The organism is Agarivorans sp. QJM3NY_33 (assembly GCF_050870865.2).
In the GTDB taxonomy this organism is placed as follows: domain Bacteria; phylum Pseudomonadota; class Gammaproteobacteria; order Enterobacterales; family Celerinatantimonadaceae; genus Agarivorans.
Window position 1 is genome coordinate 166,382 of the sequence record NZ_CP194039.2, and the last position, 12,649, is coordinate 179,030.

Genomic DNA, 12,649 nt, shown 5'->3' on the forward strand with positions numbered 1-12,649 from the left:
AAATGAGCGATTTTTGTCGTGTGGCTTGGACTGAGGGTATGTTTTTGCGTCCTCAGCATTTTCAGCAACAAGAACGTAGTTTAAGTTTTCAGCAACAACAAATGTTGCAGCAGTCAAACTACTTTTGGGGAATCAATGAGTTAGTGATCGACAACGCATTGTTAAGTCATGCGAAGTTCGGTTTGTCAAAGATAAAGGCTTACTTACCTGATGGCGCGTTGATGGTTTCTCCTGAACGCGATCCATTACCGGAACCGCTATCGCTAGATAGTCGTGTTCGCGACCAGATGGTGTTAATTGCGATTGCGACCGAAAAGTCGAATAGTTTGAATGTATCGGCTCAAGCGAATAGCGTCACGCGTTACCGTTTTGTTGATCACGAAGTTGCTGATACCTCGCTCGGTAATGATGCAATAGAGGTACTGCAGTTGGCCCAGGCTGGCTTTGAATTGAAGCTAGAAAGCGACAATTTATCGGGTTACACAACTTTGCCGGTTGCCAAAATTAGTGCTGTTTCTAAAGAGGGGCAAGTGACTTTAGATGGAAAATTTGTACCTCCTTGGCTGAATGCGCAGAACAATGCGGTGCTAAAGCAGCACTTATTAGAAGTTCATGGTGTGATGCGTCAACGGGCAGAAGCTTTAGCTGCACGGATTGGCGCTGGTCAGGGTAGTACTAGCTCAATTGCCGATTTTTTAATGTTGCAGTTACTGAATCGCTATGATGCATTGCTGGGGCATATCTTACATACCAGCGGTTTGCATCCTGAACGCCTATATCAAGAATTGGCGAGTTTGGCTGGGGAACTCGCTACTTTTTCTAGTAAGAATAAGCGAGCACCGCAGTTGCCTGCATATCAGCATCAACAACTCACAGGAGTATTTGGTGACTTGATGGTAGTGCTTAACCAATATCTAAGCATGGTGCTTGAGCAAACCGCGATTCAGTTGCCTTTAGATCAAACTAATTATGGTATTCGGATTGCTCAAGTGCAAGATAAAGGGCTGCTTGATCGCGCTGAATTTGTGTTGGCGGTTACTGCCAGCCTTAGTTCCGATGAGTTACGCAAGCGTTTCCCCGCGCAAGTGAAAATTGGTCCGGTAGAGCATATTCGAGATTTGGTTAACAACCAATTGCCGGGTATTTCCGCTGTTGGTTTGCCAGTTGCACCGCGGCAAATTCCCTATCATGCCGGTTTTCATTATTTCAAATTGGATAAGAGTAACGACTATTGGGCGCGCCTAAGCGCGAGTGGTGGGATTGCCATCCATTTGTCGGGTCATTATCCAGAGCTTGAAATGAATCTCTGGGCGATTAGTCAGTAATTTGAGTACCAAGGAAGAGTATTGATGTCAGAAGCTACAGTGATGAAGCCTCGGCCAGGGAATCGCGGCGCGAACAAGTCTGTCAGCGATTTAGGCAAAATTGCGGCTAGCGCGGCAGAAGCCGAATGCACCGTGGTTATCACGCCTTCGAAAAATAAGGAACGGGGGGTTCAACTCCCTAAGTTTGGCGATAATCCCTTGATTGACGAAGCGAGTGTTTTGTTATCGATGGTGGGGCAAATTCGATGTACTGCGAAGCATGGAGATATCGCGTCGTTACGCCAAGTGTGCATCGATAAGATTCGGGATTACGAAGCCAATTTACGTCACCTACAAATGAGTGCCGAGCAAATTGAGGCGGCACGCTACTGCATGTGCTGTTTTATCGACGAGACGGTACTCAATACTAACTGGGGTGGACAGTCGATTTGGGCGAGTGACAGTTTACTCTCGACTTTTCACTCGCAAACTTGGGGGGGGGAGTACTTTTTCACCTTACTCGATGAAAACTTAGTCGCCCCTCATCAAAAGGCCTCCCTATTAGAGCTGCAATATTTATGTTTAGCCTTAGGGTTTGTCGGAAAAATGCGGGTAGCAGAGCGAGGTCAAGACCAGCTAGAAGCCTATCGTCAACAAGCATTTGAACGTTTACAAATGATACATGGTGAGTCTGAAACTGCCTTATCTTCACAAAGTAACGCTAGTGTCAATATGATGAAGGAGGCTGGTGGTGGGATCCCAATCTGGGTGCTGATGGCTATTTGGGGTGTGCTACTGCTGTCGATTTATATGGCCAGCAGTTATTTCATTAATAACTATTCAGATCAGGTATTCAATCGACTCAATACTTTGGCGCGATGGGACGCTGCTGTCGAAACTTCGGTTGAGCGAGATGACCAACAATTATTGATGTTGCAGCAGCGTTTACAAACAGAAGTTAATCGGCAATTACTGGAGATTCATCCGCTCAGTGATCGAGTTCGTATCACGATTCATTCAAGCGAGTTATTTGCGCCAGGAAGTGCAGAAGTGAAGTCTGCACTGGTGCCGATATTACAAAAACTGTCTCGAGCTTTAGAGTCAACCAGTGGTCGGATCCTAATCACCGGACATACCGATAATCAACCGATCTTTACTAGTCGTTACCCATCTAATTGGCATCTTTCGTTAGCGCGAGCGACCGCCGTTGCTAATACCATGTCGGTGGGCACTTTGTTACAGGGGCGCTTGTGGCCGGAGGGACGAGGTGACTCAGAGCCTCGAGCAAGTAATGACTCAGAATCTGCGCGGGCGTTAAACCGTCGGGTTGAGATTGATTTGCTTTATTAAGCATTGTTAAAGGATCTAAAAATGTTTATCAGGTTGTTTTTTCAACGCTTATTACAGTTATTAAAATCCAAATGGACGATTAAAGTGATTGGCTTTTTAGCTTTATCCTTTTTAATTTGGTTTGGTGGTCCGCTCATTGCTATTGCTGGCGCAGAGCCCTTCGTGGGGGCATTAGCGCGTTGTTTGACGATTCTTATTGTTGCGATGATCTGCACCGTGTATCAGCTATGGCAGCATTTACGCCGTCATAAACAAGATCAACAAGCGGTTCAATCGTTACTCGATGGTGAAGGGGAACAGAGTAACGATGAAGATAGCCGTAGAGAAGTTGAGACGTTACGTGAGCGAGTGGTGACTGCATTAGAAGTACTTAAGAATTCCAACTTGGCAAGAGGCCAAGGGGTATATCAATTGCCTTGGTACATCATGATCGGCCCTCCGGGAACCGGAAAAACCACGGCTCTAAAAAATTCAGGTTTAGAATTTCCCTTGAAAGACAAATTGGGAGATGACCCCTTAGCTGGCGTGGGTGGGACGCGCCATTGTGACTGGTGGTTTACCAACAAGGCCGTATTAATCGACACCGCAGGTCGTTATACCACTCAAGATAGTAACAACGTAAAAGACGCTAGAGCTTGGTTGGGTTTTCTCGGATTACTTAAAAAGTATCGAACCAAGCGGCCAATTAATGGTGCTGTTGTTACGGTCAGTTTGGCGAGTCTATTGCAGCAAACTCGTACCGAACGCAATTTACATGCTCGGGCAATTAAGCAGCGTATTCATGAGCTTAAAAATCAGCTCGGGATGCAATTTCCAGTCTATGTGATTTTAACTAAGGCCGATCTAATCGCAGGATTTAGTGAATTCTTTGCTGATTTGAATGCGAATGAGCGCGAGCAAATTTGGGGGATTACCTTTCCTTTGGTCGCGGAAAATCCGGAGTTGGGTGTTGTTGGTCAATTTAATCGAGAATTTCATGGCCTTCTGAAGCGGATCCAAGGTCGATTAAACCAGCGTTTACAGCAAGAACGAGATATCGATAAACGAACCTTGATGTACGAATTCCCGAAACAAATGCATTTATTGCAATCGAGTATTGATGATTTTCTAAAAGAGGTTTTCTCGCCGAATGCTTTTGAAGAAGCGCCTATGTTACGTGGTTTATACATTGCGAGCGCAACCCAAGAAGGGAAGCCAATTGATCGTGTGATGACCAAAACGTCTAGTGGTTTAGGTTTGGGTCAGGTGCCACTGAAACAACAGGCCGGGGAAACTAAAGGCTATTTCATTAAACGTTTATTAGAGGATGTGATTTTCCCTGAGCAATATCTTGGCTCGGTTAATCGATATCACCAAAAAAATGCCTTGTGGACTCGCCGATTGGTGATTGGTACTTGTTGTTTGAGTTTATTGCTATGCAGCGTGTTCTGGTACAACAGTTATCGTTGGAACAAGCAGCTCGTTGATCATAGTGAGATGGCGGTTAGTCAATATCAGGATCTGGTTAAGCCGAGTTTAAGTAAAGATACCGATGTGATAACCCTTGTCCAGGCTTTAAATCTGTTGCGTGACTTACCCGCAGGTTTTAGCCATCAGCTGGTCGATAAAGATGTTCAGCGGATGGGTTTGTATCAAGGTGATAAAATTGGTCAACCAGCACAAGCGGCATACCAACGAGCCTTACAGGGATATTTTGCGACTTACCTCACCAATGCGCTGAAAACTGAGTTAGCCGAAAATGAGGTCTATTTGGAGTACCTCTATGAGTCATTAAAGACTTACTTAATGATTTACGATGCTGAGCATCGAGATCTAGAGCTGTTATATAGTTGGTTTGAGGTGTATTACGAACGCAAACTGCCGGGCGAAATTAATCAAACCCTTCGCCAGGATCTGATGGCCCATACTCGCAATTTGTTTCGTGTTGGGGTCAATACGGTTGCTGTCGATGAGCAGGCGATAGCGCAGGCGCGTAGTGTATTAACCCGGATGCCTTTGGCCGAACGGGCTTATCAACGCTTGCGTATCGAATTTCTTTCAAGCCATGTCGCTGATTTTAAGTTGAGTGATGTGTTGGGACGCCAAGGTCGCCAAGTGTTCAATCGTTCAAGTGGTACCCCTTTGCATGAGGGGATCCCTGGTTTGTATACCTATAGTGGATTCCACGGTTTATTCCGCATTGAAAATAATCGGATTGTTAAACGTTTGATGGAAGACAGCTGGGTGTATGGCGATAGCTTATCGATTGATGAAGCCACTCGCGATGAAGTGGTGCAAGCGGTGAGAGAGCGTTACTTTAAAGACTATGTTTATGAGTGGGAGCAGTTACTCGCAGACATTCAACTGAAACCTTACGCTTCGGCACGAGAAGGTGCCGAGTTAGTTCAAAAGCTCACAGGCTCTGAGCGGCCGATGCAAAGCTTGATCCTTGCGGTGCAAAAAGAGTTGCGCTTAAGCGATGTTACGCTTAGTGATAAAGCTAAGCTGGCAGGGGATGTCGCGGCCAATGCGGCCGACGTGGCGTTTAAAAATCAAAAGGCTCGAATTAACCGTTTTTTACCCAACGATATGTCGGCGGCGAAGCTTTCCTTGCCCGGCGTGGAAGTTGAAGCGGAGTTTGAAGATTTACTCAGTATTAACGAGGCTGACTTAGAAGGTTTGCAAGCTTCACTATTAGAGCTTCGCGATTATTTAGAGGTTTTATCAGAGTCGAATAATAAACGCGCTTATACCAGTTTAATAAATGATAGTAGCCAGGCTGCGGTTAGTAGTGCCTTACGCCGTAGTCGAAAAATGTTACCAGCTCCTTTTGCCTCATGGATGAGTGAGTTGTCGAATCAAACCGTCGCCTTGGCTAAACGAGGCGCGCAGGTTCATGTGAATACGATTTGGAAGGATAGCGTCTACAAGGAATATCGAGCAGCTATTCGAGGTAAGTACCCGTTTAGTCATAAAGCCACTGAAGACGTTAGACTCAAAGATTTCTCTCGCTTTTTCGGTTATGGCGGAACCATGGACCAGTTCTTTGAGCGTTACCTAAAGTCTTCGGTCGATACCAGTAAGCGAGTCTGGAAGCTAGAACGCTCGGTGGGAATTGATGCAGACTCCCTCAAGGTCTTTCAACAAGCGCGACGGATCCGCGACGTATTTTTCGAACCTGGTACCCAAATACCGCGAGTGGAATTTGGTTTAAAGCCCCTATCTCTGGATGCCCATATCAATAACTTCAGAGTTGAAATGGGTGAGCAGGAGTTGGTTTACCGGCATGGACCGCGGCGTACTTCGCATTTCATTTGGCCTGGCGACGCCAGTCGCAGTACCCGTTTAGCTTTTGTACCACCTAAATCGGGCCATTCAATTTCTGAGACGTTCCCTGGCAATTGGGGCTTGTTTCGAATGCTCGATGGTTTGTTAGCGCAGCGTCCAGCGAGTCGTAAAGACAACATTCTCGATATCGAAATTAAAGGGAATAAGGTAAAGCTCGAGTTAATTCCGAATACTGCCATGCACCCTTTTTGGTCTAACGATTTGGCGAGGTTCGCATGTCCAGTCAGCCTATAAGCGGATTTGGTTATTTTGGAAAAGTCCCAGCTCGAGGTGATTTTATTCAAGGTCATTTACCCAACGATTTTGTGAGCGCTTGGCGTGAATGCTTGGTTGTCAGCGGTGACGGTGGTCAGTTGGGAGCAGCGTTATTACAGTCGGTTACGAGTTTTTGGTCTAACGATTTGGCGAGGTTCGCATGTCCAGTCAGCCTATAAGCGGATTTGGTTATTTTGGAAAAGTCCCAGCTCGAGGTGATTTTATTCAAGGTCATTTACCCAATGATTTTGTGAGCGCTTGGCGTGAATGGTTGCAAGCTGTGACCGCTGTCAGTCGCGAACAACTCGGAGAGCAATGGTTAGATCGTTATCTGACCAGCCCCATCTGGCATTTTGCTCTTTCTGCTGGCGTATCAGGAGAGTCTGCGATGGGGGGAACGTTGATGCCTAGTGTTGACCAAGTTGGTCGCCACTTCTACTTCACTATGGCTAAACCTGTGAATGTGCAGCCAGTCAGTCTTTGGCAGCAGCGAGAGTGGAGCGAGCACAGTGAACAGAAAGTACTTAAATTGCTTGATGATGATACCGACGTACAACGTTGGGCTGAAAGCATTCGTCAACTCGACTGGTTGGAATCTATCGCAGTAGCTAATCCAGTATTAAATGGCGCCAAAGACTCTCAACAACTGGTATTAGAAAGTGAGCAAGTAATCAACAGTGAAAACTTATTGCATTTGCAACTACGTCAGAGCTTAGGGCGCTACTGCATATGGTGGACTCATGGTTCTGAGCATGTACCTGAATGCACGCTGGTGACCGAAAGTTTGCCGTTAGTTAGCCAGTTTTCAGCCATGTTAGATGGGCAATGGGAGCATTGGGGATGGTAGCGCATTCAACATTGTTAGACGGATTTTTTGTGAGTTTCGCACGAAGCCATCCTGGAAAAGTGCGTCCATATAATGAAGATGCTGTGCTTGATTTACGTGAAGCTGGCGTGTGGGTGGTTGCCGATGGCATGGGGGGCCATGCGGCCGGAGATATTGCCAGTCAAATGGTGATTGATAGTGTGACGCAAAGTGTTGAGTCAAGCCCAACTGAGCATTTAAGCATTGATTGCCTACGCAAGGCCTTACTTGGTGCCAATCAGCAAATCATTGACTATTCGCAGCAGCACTTAGCGGGGAAAACGGCAGGCAGTACGGCTGTGTTACTGCAGATTCGAGATGGTTTCTATCATTGTCTTTGGGTCGGGGATAGTCGTATTTATCTGTTTCGCGATCAGCAGTTACAGCGTAAAACTCGCGATCATAGCCAAGTCATGGAAATGGTCGAACAAGGTTTAATTGCTGAGTCTGAAGCAGAGCAGCACCCTTTGTCGAATGTGATTACTCGAGCCATTGGGGTAAGTGAAGCGCTGACCGTGGATCAAAGCTCCGGTCAGTTGCTACCGGGAGATCAATTTTTATTGTGCTCCGATGGTTTAACCAAAGAGCTCAGTGATGCTGATTTGGCGATGTGCATGCAAGCGAACAGTGTTTCTGATATTGGTTTGGCCTTGATGCATTCCGCTTTGGTGAAAGGCGCGAGTGACAATGTGAGTTGTGTGTTGGTGAAGGTATGTCAAAGCGATACCGGAACTGATGAAGAACATTGTGACGATACGGTTCCCGTATTTTTTAATCGGCGCTAGGAGCTTAAATGTTTGACCAACTGTTCGAGATTGATTTTCTGGCATTAGCAAAGCCTCTATCTGAAGCGCGACCTTGCGGTGAAGACCCGCGCTTAGATGCTTCACCTTTATCGACCTACTTTACGCTTAAAGATGTTCGTAATGGTGCTCGGGCCGCAGAGCGTAATGCCTTGGTGGATAACGAGCCGCTTTTGAGCCTCGCTCATGAGTGGGACCCCATAATTCAGCGAGTTCCCGAGGTATTGCTCGATACTTGTAAAGACTTAGAACTCGCGGCTTGGCTGATTGAAGCCTTGGTGCGCCGCAAAGGATTTAAGGGCATAAAACTGGGCTTTGATGTTGCGCGTAGCCTGATTGAACAGCATTGGGAAGATCTGTACCCCAGCCCAGATGAAGATGGGCTACTTACTCGCGTCGCGCCTTTGATCGGACTTAATGGTTATGACGGTGAAGGCACCCTGTTAATGCCGATTGCTTGTGTGCCTTTAACCGAGCTGGTTGAAGACCAAGCCTATTCCTTGTGGGAATTTGAACAAGCGAGCGAAGTGGAGCGTTTCGATGATACTAAGCGTAGCCAGCGTTATGCCGCTGGCGCGGTGCGGCTGGAAGATATTACTCACACGGTGAAAGCGACTCGAGGCAGTTTTTTTGTTGAGTTGTTAAGTGATATTGAAGCCGCCATGGAATCCTATCTGCTTTTATCACAGTGCATTGATGAGGCGGTTGGCGAACCGCAGCCCAGTTCTCACATCGCTAAGCGTCTTACTGAATGTGCAGAGGCGGTACGTTATATCGCCGCTGATAAATTGGCTGAAGCTGAAAGCCAGTCAATGACGCAGCAAGTGAGTATGGCCTCGACAGATGGCGCGCTTTCTGCCGCGGACGCAGTTAGTCCTCATTCGCGGTTAAATAGCCGGGTAGAGGCGATTGCTCAACTGACAACAATAGCAGATTTTTTTAAACAAACAGAACCTCACTCGCCAATGGCTTATGCCATTGAGCAAGTGGTTCGTTGGAGTGGAATGAGCTTACCGGATTTACTCCAAGAGCTGATTACAGATAACGATGCTCGAACCGGGTATTTCCGATTGACCGGAATTATATCGGAACAACAAGACTAACGTGGTGCTTAGCGCTCTACGTGTTAATCAATAACAAGGAGATTGATATGGACAGTATCCACGGCAAGTTGTCTCGGGTACGCAAACCAAGAGTCCACATTACTTACGATGTGGAAACTGAAGGTGCTGCAGTTAAAAAAGAATTACCGTTTGTCGTCGGAGTGATGGGGGATTTTGCGGGCGACAATACCACGGCATTGAAGCCGCTTAAAGACCGTCGTTTTATTCAGATCGATCGCGACAATTTTGATGATGTATTGAAGCGAATGAATCCTAAATTAGAGTTTAAAGTGGATAACAAACTTGCGGACGATGATTCATTGATGTCCGTCGAATTGGCTTTCCAGTCGATGAAAGATTTTGATCCTGCAGCCGTGGTTAATCAAGTCGAGCCATTACGTAAGTTGATGGATACACGTAATAAGCTTCGTGATTTGATGACCAAAGTCGATCGCTCAGAAGACTTAGAAAATATTTTGGAAGAGGTCTTAAATAATACCGACTCTTTGCAAAAATTAGCGGGTGAACTAACGAAAGATGTTAATCCGGAGGGCGCAGCATGAGTCTTGAAAGCCAAACCGTTCTAGACCCAAGTGTTGAACAAGCGCAGGGCTCTATCTTGGAGCAGGCGATTGGCGCGACGAAGCAGACGGACTACTCTCGCTCAGAAGAATTGTTAAGAACACTTACTGAAGAAGCGTTGAAAGGTACCGTGACTTGGAATAAAAATCTTACCGTAACTTTTCGAGAAGCGATTGCCGGGATTGATGAACTTATTTCCAAGCAGCTTGCTGAGGTGATGCATCACCCAAGTTTCCAAAAGCTGGAAGGATCTTGGCGTGGTTTGAATTACTTAGTGATGAATTCTGAAACTAGTCAAACTCTGAAAATTCGAGTGCTCAGCATGAGTAAGAAAGAGTTGCATAAAGATTTGAGCAAAGCGGTTGAATTTGATCAGAGCCAAATTTTCAAAAAGGTTTATGAATCTGAGTTTGGAACGCCAGGGGGTGAACCTTACGGTGCCTTAGTTGGTGATTATGAGTTTACCAATCATCCAGAGGACATCGAAAGTTTAAGTTTGATGTCGAATGTTGCAGCGGCCGGCTTTGCGCCCTTCTTATCGGCATCATCACCGGCTTTATTTGGTTTTGATAACTGGACCGAACTAACCAAGCCTCGTGATCTTGAGAAGGTGTTTGAGTCTTTAGAGTACACCAAATGGCGTTCATTCCGCGAAAGTGATGATTCTCGATTTGTGACGCTAGCTATGCCGCGAGTATTGGCGCGTTTACCTTATGGTGAAGCGACAACGCCGATTGAAGAATTTCGTTATGAAGAGTTTGAACTTGATCCGCAAACTGGCATGTCGAAAACCACTGAGCATGATGAATACTGTTGGATGAATGCTTCCTATGTATTAGGTGCGCGGATGACCGAAGCTTTCGCTAAGTATGGTTTTTGTACTGCTATTCGTGGTGCCGAGGGAGGCGGCAAGGTTGAAAACCTGCCTTCGCACCTCTTTGTTTCCGATGATGGCGATCCAGATTTGAAATGCCCAACTGAAATTGGCATTACTGATCGACGTGAAGCGGAATTGAGTAAATTAGGTTTTTTGCCTTTGTGTCACTATAAAAACACCGATTACGCAGTGTTTTTTGGCGCGCAAACCTGTCAAAAATCCAAGCGCTTTGATAATCCAGATATCACTGCAAATGCGGCTATTTCTTCACGTTTACCATACATCATGGCTACCTCTCGTTTCGCTCATTACCTTAAGGTGATGGCTCGCGACAAAATTGGCAGTTTTATGGAAGCTGAAGACGTTGAGAATTGGTTGAATCGATGGATCTTAAGTTATGTCAACGCCTCTGAGGGAGGCGGTCAGGAGATCCGTGCGAAATACCCATTAGCTGACGCTAAGGTTCAGGTAAAAGAGATCCCTGGTGCGCCGGGTTCCTACAACGCCGTGGCTTGGTTACGGCCTTGGTTGCAGATGGAAGAACTCACCACATCGTTGCGCCTGGTCGCAAAAATTCCAGAAATTGGCGGATAATTAAAAGCGGGCCGCAAGGTCCGCGTTTTCTCATGACAATGACTCAAACTTTACCATCTCTGCGCTTTGTGGATAGCCAAACTTTGCAACAAATTGATGTTGAACCGTTGCGGATCGATGCGGATTGGTGTGCCCAAAGTGAAGTCGTGGATCAATTTCTGGCCACTGAAGATGCCTATCTCGCCTTGCGTATTTGGCTGGAGAAGGATAATCAGCAGCTTGAATCATGGTCTGCAGAGCGCTTGCGGCCAATTTTACTGCGGGCTATTCGTGATATTGATGAGCGCCTGAATAACCAAGTGAATGCGATTATTCACCATCCTCACTTTCAACAGTTAGAGGCAAGTTGGCGGGGGCTTGAGTATCTTACTGCCCAAATAGGTCCGCAAGAACACAGCCTTGTGACCAAAGTGAAGTTGATTAGTATCAGTTGGCAAGAGTTGTGTCGCGATGTCTCTAGAGCCATCGAATTTGATCAAAGTGAGTTATTTAAACAGATCTATAGCAATGAATTTAATATGCCTGGTGGAGAGCCCTTTGGCATGCTTGTCGGCGATTATCGAGTGAGTCATAAAGCGCGTAACGGTATTGCGATAAATGATTTAGAAGCGCTGCGGGCTATTAGTCTTACCGCCGCAGCCGCTTTTGCTCCTTTTGTCACGGGGGCAGATCCTTCAATGTTGGGGGTCGATTATTTCAGTGAATTGGCGTCGGTGCGTGATATTGCGGCGCAGTTCTCTCAAGATGAATACCTGTTGTGGCGCAAGTTAAGAAGTCAGGAAGACTCGCGATTCTTAGGTATTGCTGCACCAAATATCTTGATGCGGGAGCCATATCAGCAAGATGGCCGACGTCAAGAAGGCTTTATGTTTGTTGAGCAAGTGAATGATCCGGAACGCGATTATTTATGGGGAAATGCGGCCTATGGTGTGGCTTCGGTAGCGGTACGTGCATTTAGAGAGTCGGGTTGGTTCAGTCAAATTAGAGGCTTACAGCCGGGTCAATATAAACATGGTCTGGTGTTTGACTTGCCTGGTTCAGATTTTAAGCTGTCACGGCATATTCGTTCAGCGAAGCCCCCAGTTAATTTGCAGGTGGGAGATCGACTAGAGAAACAGTTGTCTGATAGCGGTTTTATTCCGGTCTCCACTGTTCCTCACACCGAGCACTTAGTCTTGTATAGCAATGCTTCGGTGAATCTACCTAAGCATTATGACAGTATGGCGGTGGCGGTGAATGCGCGCCTCTCCTCAATGTTGCAATATGTATTATGTGTCTCGCGATTTGCTCATTATCTCAAGATTATAGGACGTGACCGGGTCGGCAGATTTGATAGTGCCCACTTGATCGAACGTGATCTACAGCGTTGGTTGCATCGCTATACCACCGCCTCCGATGAGGCATCTGACGAAATCCGAGCCCGTTATCCGCTGAATGAAGCCAGTATCCAGGTTAAAGAGCAGCGGGGTAAACCCGGCCATTACTACTCCATTATTCATTTACGACCACATTTTCAGCTGGATCAGATGGTATCCAGTATTCGCTTGATAACCGAGTTATCGCCAAGCTACCACCAAGCAGGATAAATA

At 46.4% G+C, this 12,649-nt stretch carries 10 protein-coding genes; all 10 read left to right on the forward strand.

What is annotated here, in order from left to right; genetic code table 11:
• Nucleotides 1-2: 2 nt before the first annotated feature.
• The 10 genes from tssK to tssC (ACRRSY_RS00830) are packed head-to-tail and all read left to right on the forward strand — an operon-like array spanning nucleotide 3 to nucleotide 12,646.
• The gene (tssK, locus tag ACRRSY_RS00785) at nucleotides 3-1,325 is read left to right on the forward strand and encodes a type VI secretion system baseplate subunit TssK (protein WP_432464164.1); all 1,323 of its coding nucleotides are present in this window, start codon (nucleotides 3-5) and stop codon (nucleotides 1,323-1,325) included.
• A 24-nt stretch (nucleotides 1,326-1,349) separates the two neighbouring features.
• Nucleotides 1,350-2,654, forward strand: a complete 1,305-nt coding sequence (tssL, locus tag ACRRSY_RS00790; RefSeq protein WP_432464165.1) for a type VI secretion system protein TssL, long form — start codon at nucleotides 1,350-1,352, stop codon at nucleotides 2,652-2,654.
• A gap of 21 nt (nucleotides 2,655-2,675) precedes the next feature.
• A complete protein-coding gene (gene tssM / locus ACRRSY_RS00795; protein WP_432464166.1) occupies nucleotides 2,676-6,215 on the forward strand; it encodes a type VI secretion system membrane subunit TssM in 3,540 nt (1,179 codons plus the stop codon).
• Complete coding sequence (locus ACRRSY_RS00800) at nucleotides 6,197-6,415, forward strand: TagF domain-containing protein (RefSeq protein WP_432464167.1); 219 nt, start codon at nucleotides 6,197-6,199, stop codon at nucleotides 6,413-6,415. The genes tssM and ACRRSY_RS00800 overlap by 19 nt, the downstream gene beginning before the upstream one ends.
• Nucleotides 6,397-7,083 carry a type VI secretion system-associated protein TagF gene (tagF, locus tag ACRRSY_RS00805; protein ID WP_432464168.1) on the forward strand — a complete coding sequence of 229 codons (687 nt, stop codon included), beginning with the start codon at nucleotides 6,397-6,399 and terminating at the stop codon, nucleotides 7,081-7,083. The genes ACRRSY_RS00800 and tagF overlap by 19 nt, the downstream gene beginning before the upstream one ends.
• A gap of 29 nt (nucleotides 7,084-7,112) precedes the next feature.
• The gene (locus tag ACRRSY_RS00810) at nucleotides 7,113-7,886 is read left to right on the forward strand and encodes a PP2C family protein-serine/threonine phosphatase (protein ID WP_432464169.1); all 774 of its coding nucleotides are present in this window, start codon (nucleotides 7,113-7,115) and stop codon (nucleotides 7,884-7,886) included.
• 8 nt (nucleotides 7,887-7,894) lie between these two features.
• On the forward strand, nucleotides 7,895-9,007 hold the full coding sequence (gene tssA / locus ACRRSY_RS00815; RefSeq protein ID WP_432464170.1) for a type VI secretion system protein TssA: 1,113 nt from the start codon (nucleotides 7,895-7,897) through the stop codon (nucleotides 9,005-9,007).
• A gap of 47 nt (nucleotides 9,008-9,054) precedes the next feature.
• Entirely contained in the window at nucleotides 9,055-9,570 is a 516-nt protein-coding gene (gene tssB / locus ACRRSY_RS00820) for a type VI secretion system contractile sheath small subunit (RefSeq protein WP_432455107.1), read from the forward strand.
• Nucleotides 9,567-11,060: a type VI secretion system contractile sheath large subunit gene (tssC, locus tag ACRRSY_RS00825; protein WP_432455106.1), complete on the forward strand. Its 1,494-nt coding sequence runs from the start codon at nucleotides 9,567-9,569 to the stop codon at nucleotides 11,058-11,060. The genes tssB and tssC (ACRRSY_RS00825) overlap by 4 nt, the downstream gene beginning before the upstream one ends.
• Nucleotides 11,061-11,092: 32 nt before the next feature.
• Nucleotides 11,093-12,646 (forward strand): type VI secretion system contractile sheath large subunit, encoded by a 1,554-nt coding sequence (tssC, locus tag ACRRSY_RS00830; RefSeq protein ID WP_432455105.1) that lies wholly within the window; start codon nucleotides 11,093-11,095, stop codon nucleotides 12,644-12,646.
• The last annotated feature ends 3 nt before the right edge of the window (nucleotides 12,647-12,649 follow it).